We start from the raw sequence: 22128 nt of genomic DNA on the forward strand, positions 1-22128 counted from the left end.
CCGGTCCATCATGCGGCTCCGACCGCGCGAGCGAGCTGCGCGATCTGCGCGATGCCGGAATGGGCGTCGACCACGATCTCGACGATCGTCACGCCCGCGTGACGGCGCGCATCGTCGAGCGCCGCATCCAGCGTCGCGCGGCTGTCGGCGCGGCGATGCGCGAGACCGAAGCCCTGCGCGAGCGCCGCAAGATGCATCGCATACGGATTGCGGATCGCGCGCCGGAAACCGGCTTCGCGCGCCACCGGCAAAAAGTCGAAAATCGCGCCGCCGCCGTTGTCGATCACGCAGACGCACGCGGGCGTCGTCACCCGCTGAGCTGCCGCGAGCGCGGACAGATCGTGCACGAACGCCTGATCGCCGAGCACCAGCAGGCCCGGCTCGCGGCGCGCGAGCGCCTCGCCGACGAACGTCGACAGCGTGCCGTCGATGCCGCTCACGCCGCGGCTCGCGTAGACGTCCTGCGGCCCGGCGCGCAGGTCGTAGCCGATGTCCGCGTGGCGCATCGGCATCGAGTTGCCGATGTGCACGAACGCAAAGCCGCGCGCCGCGAGCACGCGATGCACCGCAACCACTTCGCCCCAGCCGAGCGCGGCGACGCACGCGCGCCGCTCGCGCGCCGCCTGCGCGGCGACGTTCGCCCAGCGCTCGCGCCACGCGGTGCGCACCGCGGCGCGAAGGTGAGCGGCAACATCGGCGTCGGCGTCAGCGTCGGCATCGACGGCCGCGGCGCGGCAAAGGCCGTCCGCCAGAACGCCGAGCGCGTCGGCCGCCGGCGCCACCAGCACATCGCGCGGATCGAGCCCGCGATGCAGATAGTCGTAAGCGATGCGTTGCGGGGAGATGCGGATCGTCGGCGCGTCGCCGTGCGTTTCGAACCATGTGTGCAGCGTCGGCAGCACCGGCGCCAGGCCAAAGCGGATCACAAGCTCGGGATGCGCGCGCGCGAGTCGGCCGGCGCCGAGCACGTCGAACGCACTGACGATCAACGCCCCCGCTTCGCCGCGCAATGCCGCGTCGGGCGACAGCGCATCGTGTCCCGCGCGCAGGCCGCTCGCCACGTCCGCGAGCACCGGAAAGCCGGTGCGCCGGGCGAGCGCACATATCGCCCGCAACGGCACCGCCGGTTCCGGACCGACGACGATGACACCGTCGATGCCCGCACGCGGTGACTGCTCGGCGCGCGCGGCCTTCACCCGCGCCATCACGCGAGCGACGATCCCGGGCACAGGATCTGAGCCGGCATCGCACCGCGACGTATCAGACGACGAGCACGATGAGTACGACGCCCCTTGCGCGGCCGGCAGCGCCGCGCAGGTGCGTGCGGCGCGCACGGTATCGGCCGACACGGCGTGCGTCTCCACCGCGTCGTACACGCCCGTAAGCGGCACGTTCACATGCACGGGCCCGCGCGTTGCACGACGCGGCGACGGCAACGCGTCGATGCGCGGCAACGGCAACGCATCGCCCGGCACCCGACCCAGCATCGCCGCGAGCGCCTGCGTGACCTGAGCGCGCATCGCGAGCACCGCGCCGGCCGAATCGCACGGATCGTCGAGGTCCGCCTGCGCGCGCACGAACGCGCGGGTCGCGCCGAGATGATCGGCCATCTGCCCGAAGCTCGCGCCCCGCAGCACGCGCGGCCGGTCGCAACTGATCGCGACGAGCGGGATATCGCTCGCATCGGCTTCGGTCAGCGCGGGCAAAACGTTGGCGATCGCGGAGCCCGACGTCGTGACGACCGCGGCCGGCGTGCCGCCCGCCTTCGCCAGACCGAGCGCGACGAACGCGCCGCTGCGCTCGTCGGTGCTGACCATCTCGACGCTAATGCCCGGATGCGCGTCGAGCGCGAGACACATCGCGCTCGCACGGCCGCCCGGACACAGCACCGCGTGCCGCACGCCGGCCGCAACCAGCATCTCGACGACGCACGCCACCCACACCGCGTTCAACGACGCAGCGGCCGAATCGCGCACCTCCGGCGCTTCGAGCGGCGTCGCCATCATGCCGCCGCGACGGCGGACCCCAGCCGGATCGCGCGCGCCTCCCGCGCGTCGCGCTCGCGCGCAAGCAGCCTTTCCATGATGCGGCGCGCGCGGATCGCGCCCTGGTCGATGGGCAGCAGCGCGGGCTGCGCGGCCCAGAAATCCAGTTCGCCCAGATTGCGCTGCTGCGCTTCGAGCATCGGCAGATCTTCGAGCTCGAACGGCTTCATCAGTCCGTCCACCGCGTAACGCACCAGCTCGCGGCCGGCGTCGCCCATCTCGTCCGGCAGGCCGAACGCGAAGAAGTAGTGCGTCGTGCGCCCGGTCTCGGGCGTGAGCCAGTGCGCGGACGGTGCGATGCGGCCCGCCTCGCGCGGCATCCCCGCTCCGGTCACGCCAACCACGATCGTGAGCAGCCCGGGCGGCACCCACTGCACATCCATCCAGCGATCGACGCGCATGCCCTGCGGCACGCCGAAGCCTTCGGCAACGAATGGCTGCAGCGTTTCATCGAACGTCGAGCGACGCACCCAGACCGTCGTGGCGGCACTGCTCGTCTCGACATCGCCGCGCGCAATCGCTTCGCTGCCGAGCGTGTCCGGATGCAGGAACTGGAAGTGACTCAGATCGAGCAGGTTGTCGGCGCTTAGCTGATAGTGGGCACAGGTCTTCAGATAGCCGTGATGCGTGAGATTCGTCCGCGGCTCGACGAAGGGGAACGCGGGCAGCAGCGCCGCATCGGCGCGCCCCGGGTCGCCCGGCCAGAACCAGATCGCGCCGAAGCGTTCGAGCGCCGGATACGCGCGCACCTGCGCCTGCGACGGCACGCGCCCGTCGCCATGCGGGTTGTGCACGCAACGACCGTCGCCGTCAAAACGCAAGCCGTGATACGGACATTCGAGCGCGCCGTCGACGACGCATCCCCGCGACAGCGGCGCGAAGCGATGCGCACAGCGGTCGTCGAGCACGCGCGCGCGGCCCTCGCCGTCGCGGTACAGCACGACCGGCCGCCCGAGCAGCGTACGCGCAAGCGGCTCGGCGCCGGTGACCTCATGCGCGAACGCGGCGACATACCACGTGTTCAGCAGGAATGACATCGATACACCCGGACAATGGACGGATTGAAAGCCGAAAGCCGCGGCAATGCACCCGATCGGCGCGGCCGTTCGCAACGGTGAGCCAGTATTTAAAGCGGGGTTAAAGCGCGAATGACGAACGCCGTTTGAAGCGAGTCTAAATAGACCTACGTCACGGAGTTTCAATTAAGCTCATGCCGGTGCGAAAAAGCGCCCATTGAAGCGCACGGGCAATGCTCAAAAAATCTGAAACTGGCTTGCAGATCCGTAAGGTCGGGAAATGCCTTGCAAGACAGGTGATTACGACGAATGCGAGTCAAGCTTACCGTCTATGCTCAATGACACCGAAATTAATACCGACTTGCGCGCCCATAATCGCTTGCGCCCGTACGGCGGCCATTTCAGCGCGTATCGCTTTTAAAATGCCGCTTTAACGATGCACCCTGTCGCCATGACGCCGACTGGCAGCGCTTCCATCGAAACAATTCGTTACAACCCTGATTTATGAACATCCGTAGCGTTCGATTGCGCGGCTGGCAACCGCACTGGGCAAACTAACGCGCAACCTTTGGCGTTGTCCTTGGAGAACGAATTGAAATTCGCCGTGATGACTACCAACAGCAGCCTGTTCAATCTGATTTGCCTGTGCTTCAGCGACGAGACGATCGAGTGCTTCCGCTTCAATGACGACGTGGCGCTGTCACGCGCAATCTACCGCGAGGAGTATCACGCGATCATCGTCGATGCGGCGAGCGGCATCGACGCCAACTGCGCCGTGTTCGCACGCCGCGAATGCTATGGCGACCGGCGCGCGCCGCTGATCGTCGTCGGCGCGTTCGACGGACGCGACGGTATCGAGCAGGCCTTCAACGCGGGTGCCGACGACGTCGTGCGCGCGCCCGTCGACCGCAACGAGCTTGCGGTGCGCATCCATCGCGCGCTGCGGCACTTCCATTTGCCCACGCCGCCGCGCTCCGACGACTGGGTCGAGTACGGTCCCTACCGGCTCGACCGCCGGGCCGGCTCGGTGCTGCTCGACGATCGCGAGATCCGCCTGACCGTGCGCGAGTTCGCGATCGCATGGCTGCTGTTCTCGCATGCCGGCGAGTATGTGAGCCGGCGCACGATCGCGGGCGCGATCTGGAGCAGCAGCGAGGACATTGTCGGCCGCACGCTCGAACAGCACATCTACAAGCTGCGCAAGAAGCTGAACCTGAACGGCGCGAACGGCGTGCAGCTGCGCACGATGTACGCGCACGGCTACCGGATCGAGCAGTATGACGGCCGGCAGGAAGCGGAGCAGCCGACGCAGGCGGAGCCTTCGCTGCAGGCGCAGCCGCGCGCCGTACCGCTGCACCTCACGAGCGGTCCGCTCGCCGCGGCGCGCGATGCGAAGGGCCGTGACACGCAACCGCATCAGACGGGTGGCAGCACGCTCGCACCCGCGCCTCGTGCGGGCCGGGCGCGCGGCGTGCACGCCGAAGACAGCGAAGCGGCCTGCAACGCGTTGCCGTGGTCGCATTACGCAACGTTGTGGCACAACGGCACCCCGCATCCGGCCGGCGCGACCTGTGCCACATCCGGCAAGTCCGCCGACACGAACGCCGTGCCGTCGTTCCCGGTGTCTGCGGCGTTGTTGATCCATTCGCGTCAGCGCAACTGACGCGCAGCCGTCATCGGCGCGGCGCTCGCAGGCAGCTTCACCGCCCGATGGCGTAGTCGAATCCGTGCGTTTCGCAGTATTGAATATATTTCGCATAGATCGTTTGAGCCGGGACCGTTGCATACGTGCCGTAGATGCCGTCGACCAGCAAGGTCGCCGACCATATGGCCCGGTCGCGCTCCGCCGTCGACCGGGACCCGGGTTCCTCGAGCCTCGTCAGTTCCTGTTGCCGCGAGACGCCCGCATCGCGATCCTCCGCGACGGACCGTGCCCGCGCGGCACGGGCGGCGCAGTCGTCCGCATGGGGTGCCTGGTGTGTCACTTGCCCGCTGGTATCGGCGGCCGTGGGAGTGGCGGCATCGATACCCGCGCGATAGCCGTGATGTCGAACGGCGAAGGCAGCCAGCGATGCTGCGATCAGGAGGCCGCCGAAAACGGAGCGCCGGCGCAACCAGCCGCTGCGCCGCGGGAAGCGGCCGCCGGGGGGCGGGTTGACGAACCGGTTCATCGCGTCAGGCCGTGACCGCAACGGCGGACGGATGCGGCAGTCCGACCGTGTGCGCATGGCTTTCGATCGCCGCATCGCCGGCGAAGCGGCTGATCGACAGTGTCGCGCCCTTCGCCCATACGCAATGGAACCAGCCGGTCGGAATCACCAGCAGGTCGCCCGGCTCGATCACGACTTCGACGAAGCGTGCCTTGGCGAAGCGGGGAAAGCGGCTCAGGTCGGGGGCGCCGGCGTCGACACGGCACGGCCGGTAGGTGTTGAACGCGTCGAGCGCGTACACGTTATGCTCCTCGTGCGGCGCAAAGAGCCGCACGCGCTTGCCGCCATGCACCTGCGCGAGAAACGAGTTCTCCAGATCGCAATGCAGATGGGTGACGAGCGTGTCCTCGCCGTGCTGGCCGAACCACAACTGCGCCGGGCCGAACAGCGTAGCGGGCAGCCGCGGCACGCGGAAGCGCGCGTCCCACGCGCGCGGCGTCGGACTGCCGCCGGTATAGGTCGCCTCGACCGACGTCGCCGCACCGGTCTCGCCGAGCGCCGTCATGAAGTCGCGGAGCGTTTGCGCGCGTCCCGTGCGCGGGTCGTCCCGCAGCACCACCGCGCCGTCGCGCTCGCGCCATTGCGCGAGTGTCCAGTTCACTTCCGGCCAGTCGAGCGCGGCGCGCACCCGCAGCGGCAATCCGGCAAGAATCGATGCGACGATCCGTTGCGGCCATTCGCGGGTCTCGCGCGCGTTCACGCTACTCACACCGTGCAGCGACGGTAGCGTTCTCGCACGCGCCCGCTCAAGCGCCGCCACACCTTCGGACGTGGGGCGCTTCAGCAACTGCAGCCAGTAGGCCGCGAGCCGCGGCGAACCGCCCATGCGCACGCCGCCGAGCGCCGCGATCTCCGCACTGCGCGGGTCGAAGCGGGTCGGATTGGCCAGCATGCTGTCCAGCGCAGCGGACGTCATCGTGATGCGCGCGGCCGGTGCGTCGCCGGAGGCATCCGGATGCGTGCAGCCGATGGTATCGCTCAACGTGAAGCGCCAGCGTGCCGCGGGCCGGTCGGCAATGCACAGATCGACGCAGACTGGTCTCGCGACGGGCACGTAGTGTTCGGCGAGAAGCGCGACGAGTCCTTCCGGCGAGGCGCCGCTCAACGGGGCGACGGTCGGGAATCGAGCGCCGCGGGACGGGGCTAAAGCGTGACGCATGAGAGTTCGGGCAGACGACGCAATGAGTGGCCAGTATGACGCGCCGATGTCGAACGGACCGGCGCGTTAGCGAAACGCGGCACGCGAACCCGAAGCCGTTGCCGGTATCAGGAGCGGAACCCGCCCCCGAACCGGAGCCACGCGCGGTCCGATCGATGCGCCGGCCCGTTCGACGTTTCGCATTCGCCGCCGCCGCTGCCTGACCGATGCGGTTTAATGCGGAGTGCCCAACAAGCCAACTCCACCCCGAGCGACGCCACCCCGACCGACCCCGCTCCGATGAAGCGACTCCCTTTTTACGTGTATGCAGCGCCGCTCGCCTTCGTCCTGGGCGTGGGCAGTCTGGGCGGCTGCGCGACGAGCGCGCACACCCCTGCGTTGACCAACGCGACCTTGCCCGGCGAACTGCGAACGGATCCGGACCAGACGCTCGATCAGGTTCTCGTCACCCGCGGCGACGAGACCTGGCGCTGCGAACGCGACGACACCGACGCACCGGGCAGCGCGACGGCAACCGGTGGTGGACTGCGATGGACCCAGGAAGGCTCGGCGGGCACGCTCGTCGATCGCGCTCGGCAGAACGTCGGCACCGTGCTGCCGGGCGGCTACTTCGTCGCGTACGACGGCAGCTTCGTGAAAGTACAGGTGGAGCGCCAAAGCCAAGTCGACGCGAATACGCTGACCTGGGCACGGTACGACGCGCGGCGCGACGGGAGCTCGCCTGGTTCCGGACGTTTTGCGCGGATCTCGTCGATCGAGCGTATCGATACGGTGGGCGGCTTGCCGCCGGAACCCTATTGCCGCCACGAAGGACTGCGTCTTCTCGTGCCCTATAGCGCGACTTATCTGTTGTACCGTACGAGCTCGGCGGGGGAGCGGCTGGCGTCGCCCGATGCAACAGAGAGCGCCGCGGCGGCGGCGGGCGCGGTGCAGGCAGCCGCCAAATAAAAGCGGGCGCTGGCCTATCCGGGACACTCTCTGGGAGTGTTTTGAAATTCGATTGCTGGGTTTTTTTTCGTGGGTTTAGTTAGTTGGCCTTTCCTTGTGTTCGTGGTGGTATGCCAGGGTTGCCCCTGTGCGGGGCGGCACCTACTTTCTTTGCCGCGGCAAAGAAAGTAGCCAAAGAAAGCCGCTCACACCGCTAATGCCAGCCACCATTCACCCCGCACCACAATAGCCAGTGGCTCCGGAGCGTCTGTCACCTCGCACCCTTCACGTTAGTGACAAAGGGCTCATACCTCCTGCTGCGCGCTACGCGCGCCGCAGACAGGTCTGCAAGGGAAACCGGCCTTGCTGCGGAGCACTTCGGCATACGTACCGCTGGTTTAAGTTATGCCCTTCGGCGCGCGCAGCGCCGCCGGAAGAATGAGCCCCTTGTCACTCCGGCTAGCGGCGAGTGATGACAGACGCTCCGGAACCACTACCAACAATGGCGAGTGGCGGACGGCGTCACACTGGCGGGGTGAGCGGCTTTCTTTGCCTACTTTCTTTGCCGCGGCAAAGAAAGTAGGTGCCGCCCCGCACAGGGGCAACCCTGGCACACCACCACGAAAACAAGGAAAGGCCAACTAACTAAACCCGCAAAAAAAAACCACCGCGCCCAAACACCCGCAGACAAATCTCAAACACCTCTCAGAAATCAACAATCCGAGGCGTCAGCAGAAACACCCGCTCAAGATGCGCCCGAGAGTCATCGTTATTGCGGAACAGCGCGCCGATCAGCGGAATTTTCGACAGGCCGGGAACGCTCGTCACGCCATTGGACTTGCTGTCCGAACTGTAGCCGGCAATCAGCAGGCTGTCGCCTTGAGCGACCAGCGCCTGCGTACTGATATCGCTGGACGTGATGACAGGCAGGTTATCGACGGTCTGTCCGCTCGCGATCTGGCCATCCTCGATATGCACGTTCAGCTTGATGATGGTTTTGCCGTTCTCGTTGATCACCAGCGGCAGCACGCGCAGCGACACGCCGGTCGAAACGCTGTACAGGTCCGCCGCCGTATAACCGGAGACGCTCACGAAGAAGCTCGTCTTGTTGTCCATCACGGCCTCGACGTTATCGAGTGTCGCAACCTTCGGCGTGGCGTCGATCTTCGCCAGCGTGTTCGACTCCGCGGCATTGACGCGCGCGAGCAGATACCGGCTCGCGCTGCCCAGCACCCCCGTCACCGAAGCGCCGAGCGGCGTGGCGCTCACCACGGTGGTGCCGTCCGAGAGCGTCGTCGTGCCGAAGTTCGGGTTGATGTTGCCGTTATAGCTGTTCTGCTGGGCCGTGCCCGAGCCGGTCTGCAGATCGAGGTGGCTGTTGTGCGCGCGCCAGTCGATACCGATCTGCTGCAGGAAGTTGTCGTCGATCTCGATGATGTGCGCTTCGATCTCGATCACCTTGGGCCGTACGTCGAGTGCGTCGACGAGCGACGCGTATTGATCGATCCGCTGCGGCACGTCGCGCACCAGCACCGAGTTGGTGATCGGATCGGCACGAATCACCGGCAGCGAGGAATCGGCGCCGCTACCGCCGCCGCTGCCGCCGCTCGACGCCCCATAGCCGCTACCGCCGCGCGCGCCGGCGCCATTGCCCCCGCCACCGCCCGAGGCACCGAACAGGCTGCCGTACGAAGCGTTGCCGCCCATGCCCGGCGGCAGCGGCGGCATCACGGGTTGCGCGCCGTTGCCCGAATCGGAGTTCGCGAAGCCCCCGCCCGTGGTCTGGCCCGCAACGTCCGGCATCTGCTGCACACGCTGGATGTTCGGCGATCCGGAGGGCGCGCCCGAACCGTTCTCGCCGCCGCCGCCGCCGCTGCCGCTGCCGTTACCGTTGCCCGTTGGATGATAGAGACCCGACAGCACGCTCGCGACACCCTTCACGGTGATCGTGTCGTTGTCGAGCTGCACCTTGTGGTCGTCCGCCCACGCGTGCTGCAGCTTGAAAATGCGCACCACCGAGCCGCTGCTGCGGTCCTCGCTCTCGTCGAGCTTCTGCGCGACCGACTGCACGATCTGCACATAGTCGGGCGGCCCATTGACGAGCACCGTTCCCGCCGCGTCGTCATAGGTCACGGGAAAACGCGGATCGTTGAGCCGCATCGCATTGAGCGCGGAGACCAGTTGCTGCGGTGTCGCATGCGACAGATGCACCACCTGGCGCGTGACATCGTTCGCATTGCTGATGGACAGGATGTTGCCGTCGTAGAACCACACGAAGCCGAACGTCGACGCGAGCGTATCGAGGAAGCGCTGCGGCGACATGTCGAACTCGCCGCTCACGGTGCCCTGCACGTTGCCCGCGATCGCGGCCGTAATCCCCTGGCTCGCGGTGAAATCCCGCAGCACGTCGGTAAGGCTTTTGCCCTGCACCTCGATATGCACGGTCTGGTTGCGCCAGCGCACAGGCGCCGCGTCGGTCCACGAGGGGATGGCGGCGGCGATCAGCGCGCCGATGACGATGTCCCTGATGAGGGTGCCGGGTTTCATGTGGGATTGGATGGCAGAAATCAGCGATGGAAGATGACAACGGCAAGCGGCCACAAGCAGCGACGCACGCGGCCACGGTCATGCGCAGCGTTCGAGCGTTTCCGAAGGCGCCTCGTGGAACTGCTTGCGATAGCCGTGCACGAGCGTCGAGCGGTTCTCGACGCCCCAGCGGCTCGCCGCGCGCAGCACGCTGCCGTCGCCCTGCGCCGCGCCGTTCATCAGTTCCGCCCGGATGCGCTCCATCCGCTCGCGGCGGATCAGTTCGCGCGGCGACAGGCCGAGCAGGCTGCGGAACGCGTTCTGCAGCGCCCGTTCGGTCACGCCGATCTCGGCGGCCACTTCGCGCACCGACAGATCGCGCCGGTTCAGGTTCTCGAGCACGAAGTGATAGGCGCGCCGGTACTTGCCCGTGAGCCGCGCGCCCACGTCGTCCAGTTGCGACGACACCCGCGCCACGCGCTCGACCAGCGGCCGATGCAGATGCGAGTTGTCGCGCAGGCACTGCATCGCGACGAGCGTGTAACGGCTGTATAGCTGCCAGGCTTCCTGCGCGCGCCCCTGGTGCTGGCGGGTCTTCGAGAGGCAGTACAGGTATTCGATCTGCCGTTGCCCCGTGAACGGCTGCGGCGCGCACTGGTTGACGAGCGGATCGAGCACGGTTTCGGCGAACTGCGGCGCGGCGCCCGCGAGCGCGGCGAGCGCTGCTTCGAGCCGCGCGGTGCGCAGATAGTCGGGGAGCTTCTCGTCGCGCGCCCAGTTCAGATGTTCGAGCAGCCCGCCGAACGCGGAGCGGTCGCCGCTCGCGGCGGCGCGCTGCGTCTTCAGCGCATCGATGCGCAAGCGCAGGAGCGGCGACTTCACGCGCGATACGGCGTCGAGCAGTTGGTCGCAGTCGAGATACGGCACGCCGTCGCCAAGGCTCGACTGCCAGAACACGTGGTCCTGCAACGCGCTCGCCGAGCGGATTTCCGCCTGCACCGCGAGATCGAATGCGAGCGTGTCGTACAGTTCGCGCCAGAGCTCGCGCGAGGCGGAGCCGAGCGTGTCCAGATGCTCGCGCAGATCGGCAAGCGCCCCGGCAGCCTGCGCGGTCTTGCCGAGTTCCTGCAGCACGCACACCATTGCGAAGCGCGCTTCCGCGCCGCGCTCGGGCGCAACCTCGGCCTCTTCGGCAAGCCGCGAGAAACAGGCGAGCGCCGAACCCAGGCGATTGCGGAACAGCGCCTGCCACCCCGCGTTGCGGCACGACGCGATGCGCAGCGCCATCGACGTACGGATCATCTTCTGCGCGCGCCGGTAGGCATCTTCCGCGCGCACCTCGACGCGCGACATCAACTGTAGATCCGCATGCCGCTGCACGATATACGCCGCGTCCTCGCTCGTTCCCGGATCCTGTCCCCAGCGGCTCGCAAGCGTACCGGCAAGCACCAGCTCGCCATCGATCACGGCTTTCCGGAAACGCTCGGCGACGTCGCGACCGGCATCCGGCCCGGGCGTGGCGATCGCGGAAATCAGCGGGAAATAAAGTGTCGAGAACACGGCTGTACTCCTCGTGAGGCGTTGCACACGGCGCGCATCGCGTTTGGATGACAGCCAATTTATCAGGCGAAATCCGGCATATTCTCAATAAACCTGAGATTCACGCTTCTTTTGAGAAACCGTTGAGCATCGGCTAGCGGGCGCCCGATGCGGTGGTAGAGGACGCGCTTCGGCCGGATCCGTCCTCGTTGCCGCCGGCATGCGCCGCGTCGGGCGACGCAAGCTCCCGCATGCGCGCGGAGAGATCGCGCAGCGTGATCTGCCCGGTCACCTGATCGACGAAGAGGCCGACGAACAGCGCGAGCATCAGCGCGGCCAGCGCGCCCTTCACAGGCTGGCTGAGCGTCATCAGGTCGAGCTTCGACGCGGACCGCGCGGCAAAGCCGAACGAGAAGTCGACCAGCAACAGCAGCAGCACCATCGGCGCCGCGAGCTTCGCGATCGACTGCATCAGCGAATCGGTCTGCTGGATCACGAATGCCTCGATCACGTTCGCCATGTTCGGCCCGTGCGCCGACAACGGCCACCAGTGATACGACTCGTACACCGCGCCGAGCAGGAACGTCATGCCGCCCAGCGCCCAGAACGCGGTGATCGCGACCTGGCCGAGCAGCGTGCTGATGAACGTCGTGGTTTCCGGGCGCGTCGGATTGGTGAGCTGCACGTTGTTGTAGCCGGTCAGATCGTCGACGTAGGTGCCCGCGCCCTCCGCGACCCAGAACACGACCGACGCCGAGAAGCCGATCACGAGACCGATCAGCGCCTCGCGCAGGCCGATCTCCATCAGGATCGCGCCGTGCAGCGACTGGACGAACTCCACCGGCTGCCCATACGCCACGTAGCCGCTGAACATGATCACGAGCGCATTGCGCACCACGCCCTGCATCACCATGTCGCTCGTGGGCGGAAACACGAACATCGTGACGAACAGGCGCAGCGAGCACAGCCCGGTCGCCGTCAGATAGCCGGAGATCAGCCCCGAAAGCTGCGGCAGCACCTCGAGCGAATTCATGCGGCGCGGCTCCGTTCGCGCAGCAGGCGCGCGGTCGCGTTCTCCTGCGCTTCGTCGTCGGCGGCGTCGCTCTCCCGATTGTCGAGCTCGCGTTCGATCGACCGCGCGCGTTCCTTGATGAAATCCATGCGGGCTTCGTTGGCCGCGATGCTGCGGCGGGTCTGCAGCATCGCCGCCTCGCGCTCCGCGAGCAGCGCCTGCTGCCGCTCCCGTTCGGCGGCGCACGTGCGCTGCCGCTCCGCCACCACTTCCATGTATCGGCGCACCTCGTTGAACACGTCGAGCGCGAAGGGCTCCGCGCCGCACGCCATCGCATCGAGCCGCATCGCGCAGGCCCGCAGCGCTTCGTTCGCTTCGTCGAGGCGCGCCGCGCAGAGGCGGCACTGTTCGGCCTGCGCGTCGTACTCGCGCCGCCGCACGTCGAGCTCGCGCCGCAGCGCGTCGCCTAGCCGCTCGCAGCGCCGGATCGATACGCGCAGCGCCGCCATGCGCCGGTCCTTCATCCGCGCGCCCCTGCCAGCGCGAACAGCCCGGCCTGCGTGTCGTCGAGCGTCGCGAAGTCGTCGGTGCCCTGCGAGAGGAACGCATCGATCGCGTCGCGCTTCGCAATCGCCTCGTCGGCAACCGGATTGTTGCCCTGCTGATACTCGCCGATCTGCAGCAGCATTTCGACGTCGCGATAGCTGGCCATCAACTGGCGCACGCGCGCCGCGGCCTCCAGAGACGCCCGCGGCATCACGCGCGGCATCACGCGCGACAGGCTGTTCAGCACGTCGACAGCCGGATAGCGGTTTTTCGCGGCGATCTCGCGCGACAGGATCATGTGGCCGTCCAGAATGCTGCGCACTTCCTCCGCGATCGGGTCGGTGCCGCTCTCGTCCTCCACAAGCACCGTGTAGAGCGCGGTGATCGAGCCGCCCGGATGCGTCGCGGCGCCCATGCCGGCACGCTCCAGCAGACGCGGCAGCTCGGCGAAGATCGACGGCGGAAAACCGCGCCGCGCGGGCGGCTCGCCGGCCGCCAGACCGATCTCGCGCGCCGCGCGGGCAAAGCGCGTCAGCGAATCCATCATCAGCAGCACCCGTTGGCCGCGATCGCGAAAGTGCTCCGCCACCGCCGTCGCGACATAGGCCGCCTTCATCCGCTCCATCGACGAGCGGTCCGAGGTCGCGCAGATCACCACCGCGCGCGCGAGACCCGCGGCGCCGAGAATCTCCTCGATGAACTCGCGCACTTCGCGGCCGCGTTCGCCGATCAGCGCGATCACGCTGACGTCGCATTGCGCGCCGCGCGCGAACATGCCGAGCAGCGTGCTCTTGCCGACGCCGGCCGGCGCGAAGATGCCCATGCGCTGGCCTTCGGCGAGCGTCATCAGCGCGTCGACCGCGCGCACGCCGGTGATCAGCGGCGCCGAGATCGGACGGCGCTGCATGGCCTGCGGAGGCGGTGCGAACACCGGCTGCGTCGCGCGGGTCTCGATCGGCGGGCCGCCGTCCATCGGCTGGCCGAGGCCGTCGATCACGCGCCCGAGCAGCGCGTCGCCAACCCCGATCTCGAGCGCCCGGCCGAGCCCGAACACCTGCGTCGACCGCGACACGCCCGCAAGCTGCGAGAACGGCGACAGCAACGCGAGATCACGCGTGAAGCCGACCACTTCCGCAAGCTGAATGCCGGACGTCGCCGGATTGCGCAGTTCGCACAGGTCGCCGAGCGACACGTCGAGCCCCGCGACCTTGATCAGCGTGCCGACCACTTCGACCACCTTGCCGCTGCGCACGACGTTCGATGCCGCAAGCAGTTCGCGTTCGATCTCGTCGGCGAAGAAACCGAAATCGGCGTTGGACGGAAGCCACGGCTGGTTCATGTATCGGCCTTCGAGGCGGCCTCGTGCGCGGACCCGGCGTCGCGCCCGGGATCGGGATCGGGCCTCTCGTCGGGCGTTGCCGCCGCCGTTGCCGCCGCCGTTGCCGATATCGCCGTACGCTCCGACGCCTGCGCCGCTCGTTTGAGCGCACGCGCCACCGCGTCCCGCATCGCGCGCAACTGGGTTTCGAGACTTGCGTCGATTGCGCCGACGTCCGATTCGGCCACGCAACTGCCGGGTTCGACGCGCCGGTCCGCCACCACCGAGATCGGGAACGCCTGGCCCAGCTCGCGCCAGCGCACCGCCAACCGGTCGAACGCGGCCTGCGCGTGCGCGTGGTCGTTCGGATGCACGGTGACGCTCAGATACGCGGCGCCGTCGGCGATCCGGTCGACTTCGGCCAGCGCGCGCTCGAACAGCAGATCGCGCTGCTGCACCGCGACGATCTTCTCGACCGCGACCTGCACGACCGACGCGAGACGCTCGCGCATCCGCGCATGCATCAGCGCGCGGGCGTCGCCCGCCTGCGCGACCCGCGCGATCCAGTCGGCGAGCGCCGTCTGCTCGCCGTGGCGATACCCTTCGGCGGCGGCCTGTTCGCGCTCGCGCCTGGCCGCTTCGACGAGCTCGGCCGCGCGGGCCTCGCCCGCCGCGATCACGCGCGCCGCTTCGTCGCGTGCCGCCGCGAGAACCGCGTCGCGATCGTCGGCGAGCTGCCGGTAGCCTTCGTCGAGCGAGACCAGCGCGCCGAACTCGGCCGCGCTCAGGATGTCGTTGCCGGCGCCCACGCGTCCGCTGCCCGGCTCTCCGGCCGTGCCGTCCTCCTCGCGACGCGCGTTTCTCAGCCAGATAGCCATGCCCACTCCGGTAGCAAGCGCGGAAGACGCGCGAACAGGCGGCCCGTCCCCAGCGAATCGATCCCGGACGGCAGGTTCGCGAGCCATGCGGGCGTGTGCAGTTCGCGCGGCAGCGCGCAGCGCAGCAGCGGGCACAGCGCCGCAGGCGTCGCCCCGCAATCGCGCTGGATCAGCAGCAGACCCTCGATCGCCAGCGCGTCGGCGTCGAGCGACGCGAGCACCGGCATGCGGATCTGCGTGTGCAGCGTCGCGACATTGGGAGCGTCCGCCAGATGGGCGTCGAGACAGAGCAGATCGACCGCGACGCCGGCCCAGCTCGATAGCAGCGCACGCGTACGCTTGTCGATCAGGCGGCGCACCTCGCCGCGCCGGAACGACAGCGCACGCATCCGCAGGATCTGCAGCCCGAGCGCCGCCGGGCACGCGTCGAGCAGCATCACGTTCGGCACCGCGCCGTCCCGCCGCGCGAGCAGCAGCGGCTGCGACAGCGGCTCCAGCGCAGGCGCATCCACGCCGGCGCTGGCGCATAGCGCGAACGACGCGCGCTCGCGCGCGGACGGCGACGACCGCCCGAGCGCGCGGGTCCAGCGGTCGAACTGCGCCGCGTCGATATCGAGGAGCGCCATCTGCCACGACGGATGCATCCAGCGGGCGGCGTCGGCCATGTTCGCGCGGCAGCTACGCAGCGCGGACGCCGCCCGCGCGAACGGCTGCCCGAACGACGCGCTCATGCGGGCCGCCGCGTGCGCCGCTGCCCGTCGGAGCCGGAGCGCGGCCTCATGCGCTCGGGCCGACGCGCGAGCGCCTCGTGAGCCGCCGGAACGGCTCGATCGCCCAGTCGACGATACCAGCCGCCGCGCCGCCCTCGCCGTCGGTCGCACCCAGCTTCGCCGCGCCGCGTCTTGCCAGCACCAGCAGCGCGACCGCGGCCAGCAGGCAGATGCCGCCGATCGCCGCGATCAGCCACGGCCAGGTTCCGCCGGATGAGCGCTGCAGGCTCGACACCGCGACCGGGTCGGCCGCCACCGCCGTCACGCTGACCTCGTCGTAGGTCAGCCCTTCTACGCTGTGCATCACGAGCGTCTTGATCTGCGGCACGAGCGCGGCGATGTCCGCGTCGGGCCGGTACTTGATGAACACCGCCGCCGAGGAAGGCTTCACGGTCTGCGCGAGCGGATCGTTGTTCGGCAGCACGATCTGCACGCGCGCCACCAGCACGCCGTCGATCTTCGCGAGCGTCGCGCCGAGCTCCTGCGACATGCCGTAGATGAAGCGCACCCGTTCCTCGGTCGGCGTCGACACGAGACCATCCTTCCTGAACAGGTCGCCGAGGTTGTCGTAACTGCTGTGCGGCAGGCCCGCTTCGCGCAGCACCTGCATCGCCTGCACCATCTGGCCGTCGTCGACGTCGAGCGCCCAGGTCTTGCCGTCGTCCGGCGTGTCCTTCGCCGCGTCCACGCCGTGCTCGAGCAGCGCGACCACCATTTCGTTCGCATCCTGCTCGGAGAGCTTGCCGTACAGCTCCTTCTTGCAGCCGCCGAGCAGCACGCACAACGCGGTCACGCCGAGCAGCCATGCGCCACGCCGGCGCAACGCGCATCGATCCACCATCACCTATCCCGTCCGAACAGAACAGCACTGCCTGGCAGCGCGCCGCCTGCGCGGCACGCCGCAGAGGCTACTGGTTTCTCATCAGCGTCTCGATCGATGTCTTCGACGATTCGACGACGCCCATCTTCGCCTGCAGATTGATCTGCGCGGTCGACATCTCCATGATCAACTGGGTGCCGGCCGCCGACATCTCCTGCAGCGACATCTCCGGCGCCGCTTTCTCGTACGCGTCGACGTCGCTCGACACGCGGTCGAGCTGCGCGTCTTGTTCCTTCAGCAGTTGCGACGCGGTCTCGGCGCCGTGCGATTGCGCGGGCGCGGCGGGCGGTTCGAGCTGCGCGTTCTGCATCAACGACTGAAACTTGTCCGCCAGTTCGGTCGGCGTCTGCGCGGCCTCACCGCCGCCGGTCGCGAGTTTTTCGAGCGCCGCCTGCATCTGCGCGGCATCGACACTGATAGCCATGTACGCCTCCTGTTTCGAAAGTGCCGCCGGCACGCGCTCCCTGCGTGGCCGGCGCGCAGCGGATTCCCGATGCATGCGGGACCGGCCCGCGAAGCTCGCGCCAACGCCGCGCGAACGGTTTACGCCCGCAGAAAGCCCATATAGTGCGCATCGGCCGAAACCGGCTCGCGCGGCGCAGGATGGCCGGCGTCGGCGTCCCGCGCCGCCGGCGGCGCGGACTGGTCCTCGAGCAGCGACGTGACGGACGCGGGCATCACGAACTCCCCGCCGAGCCGGCTCGCGCGCCGCGCATCCATCAGGTCGTGGCGTGCGATCAGCACGCGCACGAGCTTCTGCGCGTCGCCGGACTCGTGGTCGTCGATCACCTCGCCCGCGCACTGGCGCCACTCGGGATCGCCCTTCGCCGCGAGGCTGAACGCGAGCAGGGCCCGCGCGTACGCGAAGTGCGGCGCGCTTTCGGTCACCTGCCGCAGGACGTGGATCGCATCGTCGTAGGCGCCCTTCACGATGAACAGAATGCCGTCCAGCGCGTCCAGCTCGGGCGCGTCCGGCCGCAGCACGTGCAGCGCGTCGAGCATCAGCGCGACGTCGTCGCAGTCGACGGTGGGCTTGGGAAACTGGTCCATCAACGCAACGGAAACGGTCTCGATCAATCCGCCGACCACGTCGGCGCTACAGCTCAGATATTCCGGCTTGCTCGTATACACGGCGGCAGACTCCTGCGCGAATGGTATCGACCACGGCAAATTAGCATCGCGGTCCGCCCGCCAGAAGCACCAATGCGAAGCGAACGCAGCGCAGCCGAAGCGGCCCGGGCGCTTCGCAACGCGCATCCGCGCTTCGCCTCGCGGCTCGCCGCCGCGCGGCCCGGCTGCTACTTTCGTGCGTAGCCCAGCCTGGGCAGAGACGAGACGATCGATGAGCCAGTCCGACGACAAGACCGAAAAGCCCACCCCCAAGAAGCTCAAGGACGCTCGCAAGGACGGCCAGGTCGCGCACAGCGCCGATCTGACCTCGGCGGTCGCAATGGCTGCCGTCCTGCTGCTGCTCGCGGCGGGCGCGAGCCATCTGGAGGGCGTGCTCAAGGAGGTCATCGCGATCCCAATGCAGTTCGTCAACGGCGATCATTCGGATACCAATATCCACGCGCAGGTGATGAAGCTGGGCGGCGTGGCCCTGTCCGCGATACTGCCGTGCGTCTGCGCGGCCGCACTGGCGGCGCTCGTCGCGCAGGCGGCGCAGGTCGGCGTCAAGATCGCGATGAAGCCGGTCTCGCCGAACCTGATGGCGGTTCATCCGATGACCGGCATCAAGCGGATCTTCTCGCTGCGCACCGTCGTCGAGATCGCGAAGATGCTCGTGAAGGTCACGCTGGTGGCGATCGTGATGTTCGTGACCGTCAAGGCGTTGTTCCCGCTGATCGTCGGCTCGCTGTACCAGCCGCTCGCCGGCCTCACGCAGATGATGTGGGACGTGCTGCTGCGCCTGATCGCGGTCGCCACTGCGATCTTCGTGCTGACGGGCGCCGCCGACGTGAAGCTGCAGTCCGCGATGTTCGTCAAGAAGCTGATGATGACCAAGGACGAAGTGAAGCGCGAGCACAAGCAGCGCGAAGGCGATCCGCGCATCAAGCGCGAACGCAAGCGCCTCGCGCGCGAATACGTGAGCGGGCCGGCGCCGACGCGGGTCGGGCTCGCCAACGTGATGCTCGTGAATCCTATGCATTACGCGGTCGCGATCCGCTACGCGCCCGACGAGCATCCGCTGCCGCGGGTGATCGCAAAGGGCATGGACGAACAGGCGGCCGCGCTGCGCGGCGAAGCGCGCGACGCGGGCGTGCCGATCATCGGCAATCCGCCCGTGGCCCGCGCGCTGTACCGGGTCGGGCTCGAACAGCCGATTCCCGAGGAACTGTTCGAGACGGTCGCCGCGATCCTGCGCTGGGTCAACGCGATCGGCGCGAAGCGCGACGGCGCGATGCCCTCCTCCCGCACCAGCAACACGACGGACACGCCATGCTGAAAGCCCTGAAACTGCCCGCCGGTGGCGAAATCGGCATTGCCGCGATGATCGTGGCGATCATCTCGCTGATGATCCTGCCGCTGCCGCCGCTCATCATCGACATCCTGCTCGCGGTCAACATCTCGATCAGCGTGACGCTGCTGATGATCACGCTGTACGTGCCGACGGTGCTGTCGCTGTCGTCGTTCCCCGCGCTGCTGCTGTTCACCACGCTGTACCGGCTGTCGCTGAACATTGCGTCCACCAAGTCGATCCTGCTGCACGCGGAAGCCGGCCACATCATCGACAGCTTCGGCGAGCTCGTGGTGGGCGGCAACCTCGTCGTCGGGCTGGTGGTGTTCGCGATCATCACGACCGTGCAGTTCATCGTGATCGCGAAGGGCTCGGAGCGCGTGGCCGAAGTGGGTGCGCGCTTCACGCTCGACGCGATGCCCGGCAAGCAGATGAGCATCGACGCCGATCTGCGCGCGAACCTGCTGACCGGCGAGCAGGCGCGCATGAAGCGCGCGACGCTCGCGATCGAGAGTCAGCTGAACGGCGGCATGGACGGCGCGATGAAGTTCGTGAAAGGCGACGCGATCGCGGGCCTCATCATCACGATGATCAACATCGTGGCCGGCATTGCGGTCGGCGTCGCGTATCACGGCATGAGCGCGTCGGAGGCGGCGAGCCGCTTCGCAGTGCTATCGGTTGGCGATGCGATGGTGTCGCAGATTCCGTCGCTGCTGCTGTCGGTCGCGGCGGGCGTCATGATCACGCGCGTCACCGACGAACGCCGCAAGGCGATCTCGCTGGGCGACGAAATCGGCCGCCAGCTCAGTTCCAGCACCCGCGCGCTGTACGTCGCCGCGGTGCTGCTGCTCGCGTTCGCGGCCGTGCCCGGTTTTCCCGCGCCGCTGTTCCTGCTGATCTCGGCGCTGCTCGCGTTCACCGCGTACCGGCTCAACCGCAAGTCGCCGCAGGAACCCGGCGCCGACGGCGAACCGCTGAAGGCGATGCAGCGCTCGGGTTCGAAGGCCGACGTGCCGCCGATCCTCTCGCGTGCGCCGCAGTTCACCTGTGCGCTCGGCGTGCGCGTCGCGCCGGATCTCGTCGCGCGGCTCGCGATGCCGTCGCTCGACCGGTCGTTCGATGCGGAGCGCACGCAGTTGCAGGAGGAGCTCGGGCTGCCCTTCCCCGGCATCGTGATGTGGACGCACGAGTCGCTGCCCGCGCACACCTGCGAGATCCTGATTCACGACGTGCCGCAGCGGCGCATCGAGCTGCCGCCCGGCAAGGTGCTGGTGCCCGCCGCCGCGCCCGCGGCGCCGGCGCTGCCCGGCAACGGCGAGACGGCCGCGATTGACGCGGCAAACCCGGCGGCAAACCCGGCAGCGGACACGTCCGCGCACGACGCGCTGCTCGCGGGCAGCGAGACGCGCGAGCCGATCGAAGCCGACGGCGGCGCGACGCACTGGATCGACGAGCGGCAGGCGCCCTCGAAGGCCGCGGTCTGGCATGCGGAGCAGATCATCGCGCGTGCGTCGGTGAGCATCCTGCGCCGGCATGCGCCGCTCTTTCTCGGCATTCAGGAAGTGCAATGGATTCTCGACCAGCTCGCGGCCGACTATCCCGGACTCGTCGCCGAAGTGCAGAAAGGACTGCCGCTGCAGCGCATCGCCGACGTACTGCGGCGGCTGCTGGAGGAAAACGTGTCGATCCGCAACGTGCGCACCATCATGGAAAGCCTGATGGTATGGGGTCCGAAGGAAAAGGACACGCTGATGCTGACCGAATACGTGCGCGGCGACCTGTCGCGCTTCCTCGCGCACCGGGCCACGCAGGGAAGCGGCACGCTGTCCGCGGTGCTGTTCGATCTGCAGGTCGAGCAGCACATCCGGCAGTCGATCAAGCAGACGCCCACCGGCAACTTCCTCGCGCTGCCGCCCGAGGAAGTCGCCGCGCTGACCGAGCGCATCGAAGCGTTCGTCGGCCCGACGCCGCGCAGCGGAGTCGCGCTGGTCACGTCGATGGACATCCGCCGCTACGTGCGCCGCATGATCGAGGCGCGCATCGGCTGGCTTGGCGTCTACTCGTACCAGGAGCTGGGCGAGCACGTCGAGCTGATGCCGCTCGGCCGCGTCGGCTTCTGACGCGCGTCATGACGTCGATCTCTTCGCGCCGCGTGCGCGACGCCAGCGGCAGCGAGCTGGACGACGGCTGGGCCGGCGCGAACAGCACGCCGGGCGGCTTCGACTACGCGAAGCTGCTGCGCACCCGCGGCGCGCCGCATCGCCCGGTTGCCCGCATCACGCAAGCGCCGCCGCGCGCGGCCCCGCAAACACCGCAGCCGATGCCGGACCGCCAGCAGGACGAAGCCCGCGCCGCCGACGACATCGCAAGCCGCGAGGCCCCGCTCGCCCAGGCCGAATCCGTGCCGCCTCGCGATACGGCGGCGGCCAGCGCACTCGGTTCGCGCGTCGCGCATGCGGCAATGCCCGTGGTGTCGTCGGTGTTCGCGCGGCAGCAGCGCGTGCTCGATCTCGTCGGCACGCTGTCGCGCGAAATCGCCGCGTTCTGCAGCGACGCGGCGATCGCGAACGGCGGCAACTGGGACGTGCAGATGCCGCTCGACGAGCAGCGTTTCCCGCATACCACGCTGTATCTGACGCTTTCGCGTTTCGTCATGCAGCTTCGGTTCGACGCTCCAGACCCCGAGATAAAGCAGCTACTCTTGGACCATAGCTCGATGCTGGAACGAGAGCTCGATGCAACACTTCGCGCGTGGGGTGAGTCCCGCGACATTCAATTGACGGTCTGGTGACGGGCTGACCCGATGGTCGCTTCCCTTCCTGAACTCCGCGACGAACCGGTGGC

Annotated in this window: 19 protein-coding genes; 5 read left to right on the forward strand and 14 right to left on the reverse strand. The window is 68.2% G+C overall.

The window, feature by feature from the left end; translation table 11 throughout:
* Positions 1–8: 8 nt before the first annotated feature.
* Positions 9–2006, reverse strand: coding sequence for a thiamine pyrophosphate-binding protein (locus WJ542_RS21885; protein WP_411191585.1), 1998 nt, complete (start codon positions 2004–2006; stop codon positions 9–11).
* The gene (locus WJ542_RS21890) at positions 2003–3082 is read right to left on the reverse strand and encodes an aromatic ring-hydroxylating dioxygenase subunit alpha (RefSeq protein ID WP_411191586.1); all 1080 of its coding nucleotides are present in this window, start codon (positions 3080–3082) and stop codon (positions 2003–2005) included. Before WJ542_RS21890 ends, WJ542_RS21885 begins: the two co-directional genes overlap by 4 nt.
* Positions 3083–3668: 586 nt before the next feature.
* On the opposite strand from WJ542_RS21890, the gene WJ542_RS21895 reads away from it, so the two are divergent.
* Positions 3669–4724 (forward strand): response regulator transcription factor, encoded by a 1056-nt coding sequence (locus WJ542_RS21895; protein ID WP_411191587.1) that lies wholly within the window; start codon positions 3669–3671, stop codon positions 4722–4724.
* 37 nt (positions 4725–4761) lie between these two features.
* On the opposite strand, the gene WJ542_RS21900 is transcribed toward WJ542_RS21895, so the two are convergent.
* Together WJ542_RS21900 and WJ542_RS21905 are read right to left on the reverse strand one after the other, a co-directional pair.
* Positions 4762–5232: a hypothetical protein gene (locus tag WJ542_RS21900; RefSeq protein WP_411191588.1), complete on the reverse strand. Its 471-nt coding sequence runs from the start codon at positions 5230–5232 to the stop codon at positions 4762–4764.
* A gap of 4 nt (positions 5233–5236) precedes the next feature.
* A complete protein-coding gene (locus tag WJ542_RS21905; RefSeq protein ID WP_411191589.1) occupies positions 5237–6430 on the reverse strand; it encodes a cupin-like domain-containing protein in 1194 nt (397 codons plus the stop codon).
* A 279-nt stretch (positions 6431–6709) separates the two neighbouring features.
* On the opposite strand from WJ542_RS21905, the gene WJ542_RS21910 reads away from it, so the two are divergent.
* Positions 6710–7378 (forward strand): DUF3455 domain-containing protein, encoded by a 669-nt coding sequence (locus tag WJ542_RS21910; protein WP_411191590.1) that lies wholly within the window; start codon positions 6710–6712, stop codon positions 7376–7378.
* A 684-nt stretch (positions 7379–8062) separates the two neighbouring features.
* Here the strand turns inward: WJ542_RS21910 and sctC are convergent.
* The 10 genes from sctC to WJ542_RS21960 all read right to left on the reverse strand — a co-directional run bounded on the left by sctC (position 8063) and on the right by WJ542_RS21960 (position 17957).
* Positions 8063–9904: a type III secretion system outer membrane ring subunit SctC gene (sctC, locus tag WJ542_RS21915; RefSeq protein ID WP_411191591.1), complete on the reverse strand. Its 1842-nt coding sequence runs from the start codon at positions 9902–9904 to the stop codon at positions 8063–8065.
* A 78-nt stretch (positions 9905–9982) separates the two neighbouring features.
* Positions 9983–11443: a helix-turn-helix domain-containing protein gene (locus WJ542_RS21920; protein WP_411191592.1), complete on the reverse strand. Its 1461-nt coding sequence runs from the start codon at positions 11441–11443 to the stop codon at positions 9983–9985.
* Between the two features lie 133 nt (positions 11444–11576).
* Entirely contained in the window at positions 11577–12455 is an 879-nt protein-coding gene (gene sctT, locus WJ542_RS21925) for a type III secretion system export apparatus subunit SctT (RefSeq protein WP_411191593.1), read from the reverse strand.
* Positions 12452–12958 (reverse strand): hypothetical protein, encoded by a 507-nt coding sequence (locus tag WJ542_RS21930; protein ID WP_411191594.1) that lies wholly within the window; start codon positions 12956–12958, stop codon positions 12452–12454. Before WJ542_RS21930 ends, sctT begins: the two co-directional genes overlap by 4 nt.
* Positions 12955–14319, reverse strand: coding sequence for a FliI/YscN family ATPase (locus WJ542_RS21935; protein WP_411191595.1), 1365 nt, complete (start codon positions 14317–14319; stop codon positions 12955–12957). Before WJ542_RS21935 ends, WJ542_RS21930 begins: the two co-directional genes overlap by 4 nt.
* The gene (gene sctL / locus WJ542_RS21940; protein WP_411191596.1) at positions 14316–15176 is read right to left on the reverse strand and encodes a type III secretion system stator protein SctL; all 861 of its coding nucleotides are present in this window, start codon (positions 15174–15176) and stop codon (positions 14316–14318) included. The genes WJ542_RS21935 and sctL overlap by 4 nt, the downstream gene beginning before the upstream one ends.
* A complete protein-coding gene (locus WJ542_RS21945) occupies positions 15161–15907 on the reverse strand; it encodes a type III secretion protein HrpB4 (RefSeq protein ID WP_411191597.1) in 747 nt (248 codons plus the stop codon). Before WJ542_RS21945 ends, sctL begins: the two co-directional genes overlap by 16 nt.
* A gap of 46 nt (positions 15908–15953) precedes the next feature.
* On the reverse strand, positions 15954–16787 hold the full coding sequence (gene sctJ / locus WJ542_RS21950) for a type III secretion system inner membrane ring lipoprotein SctJ (RefSeq protein WP_411191598.1): 834 nt from the start codon (positions 16785–16787) through the stop codon (positions 15954–15956).
* Positions 16788–16854: 67 nt separating this feature from the next.
* Entirely contained in the window at positions 16855–17250 is a 396-nt protein-coding gene (locus WJ542_RS21955; protein WP_411191599.1) for a type III secretion protein HrpB2, read from the reverse strand.
* A 119-nt stretch (positions 17251–17369) separates the two neighbouring features.
* Entirely contained in the window at positions 17370–17957 is a 588-nt protein-coding gene (locus WJ542_RS21960; RefSeq protein WP_411191600.1) for an HrpB1 family type III secretion system apparatus protein, read from the reverse strand.
* 211 nt (positions 17958–18168) lie between these two features.
* On the opposite strand from WJ542_RS21960, the gene sctU reads away from it, so the two are divergent.
* The 3 genes from sctU to sctP are packed head-to-tail and all read left to right on the forward strand — an operon-like array spanning position 18169 to position 22075.
* Positions 18169–19272 carry a type III secretion system export apparatus subunit SctU gene (gene sctU / locus WJ542_RS21965; protein WP_411191601.1) on the forward strand — a complete coding sequence of 368 codons (1104 nt, stop codon included), beginning with the start codon at positions 18169–18171 and terminating at the stop codon, positions 19270–19272.
* Entirely contained in the window at positions 19266–21404 is a 2139-nt protein-coding gene (gene sctV, locus WJ542_RS21970; protein ID WP_411191602.1) for a type III secretion system export apparatus subunit SctV, read from the forward strand. The genes sctU and sctV overlap by 7 nt, the downstream gene beginning before the upstream one ends.
* Before the next feature lie 8 nt (positions 21405–21412).
* Complete coding sequence (gene sctP, locus WJ542_RS21975; RefSeq protein WP_411191603.1) at positions 21413–22075, forward strand: type III secretion system protein SctP; 663 nt, start codon at positions 21413–21415, stop codon at positions 22073–22075.
* Positions 22076–22128: the final 53 nt, after the last annotated feature.

The sequence above is a fragment of the Paraburkholderia yinzeri genome (assembly GCF_046581065.1).
Classification (GTDB): domain Bacteria; phylum Pseudomonadota; class Gammaproteobacteria; order Burkholderiales; family Burkholderiaceae; genus Paraburkholderia.

Coding starts and splice junctions, on each gene's coding strand:
- WJ542_RS21885 (WP_411191585.1), bottom strand. CDS start 2,006: ATGATGGCGACGCCGCTCGAAGCGCCGGAGGTGCGCGATTCGGCCGCT.
- WJ542_RS21890 (WP_411191586.1), bottom strand. CDS start 3,082: ATGTCATTCCTGCTGAACACGTGGTATGTCGCCGCGTTCGCGCATGAG.
- WJ542_RS21895 (WP_411191587.1), top strand. CDS start 3,669: ATGACTACCAACAGCAGCCTGTTCAATCTGATTTGCCTGTGCTTCAGC.
- WJ542_RS21900 (WP_411191588.1), bottom strand. CDS start 5,232: ATGAACCGGTTCGTCAACCCGCCCCCCGGCGGCCGCTTCCCGCGGCGC.
- WJ542_RS21905 (WP_411191589.1), bottom strand. CDS start 6,430: ATGCGTCACGCTTTAGCCCCGTCCCGCGGCGCTCGATTCCCGACCGTC.
- WJ542_RS21910 (WP_411191590.1), top strand. CDS start 6,710: ATGAAGCGACTCCCTTTTTACGTGTATGCAGCGCCGCTCGCCTTCGTC.
- sctC (WP_411191591.1), bottom strand. CDS start 9,904: ATGAAACCCGGCACCCTCATCAGGGACATCGTCATCGGCGCGCTGATC.
- sctT (WP_411191593.1), bottom strand. CDS start 12,455: ATGAATTCGCTCGAGGTGCTGCCGCAGCTTTCGGGGCTGATCTCCGGC.
- WJ542_RS21930 (WP_411191594.1), bottom strand. CDS start 12,958: ATGAAGGACCGGCGCATGGCGGCGCTGCGCGTATCGATCCGGCGCTGC.
- WJ542_RS21935 (WP_411191595.1), bottom strand. CDS start 14,319: ATGAACCAGCCGTGGCTTCCGTCCAACGCCGATTTCGGTTTCTTCGCC.
- sctL (WP_411191596.1), bottom strand. CDS start 15,176: ATGGCTATCTGGCTGAGAAACGCGCGTCGCGAGGAGGACGGCACGGCC.
- WJ542_RS21945 (WP_411191597.1), bottom strand. CDS start 15,907: ATGAGCGCGTCGTTCGGGCAGCCGTTCGCGCGGGCGGCGTCCGCGCTG.
- sctJ (WP_411191598.1), bottom strand. CDS start 16,787: ATGGTGGATCGATGCGCGTTGCGCCGGCGTGGCGCATGGCTGCTCGGC.
- WJ542_RS21955 (WP_411191599.1), bottom strand. CDS start 17,250: ATGGCTATCAGTGTCGATGCCGCGCAGATGCAGGCGGCGCTCGAAAAA.
- sctU (WP_411191601.1), top strand. CDS start 18,169: ATGAGCCAGTCCGACGACAAGACCGAAAAGCCCACCCCCAAGAAGCTC.
- sctV (WP_411191602.1), top strand. CDS start 19,266: ATGCTGAAAGCCCTGAAACTGCCCGCCGGTGGCGAAATCGGCATTGCC.
- sctP (WP_411191603.1), top strand. CDS start 21,413: ATGACGTCGATCTCTTCGCGCCGCGTGCGCGACGCCAGCGGCAGCGAG.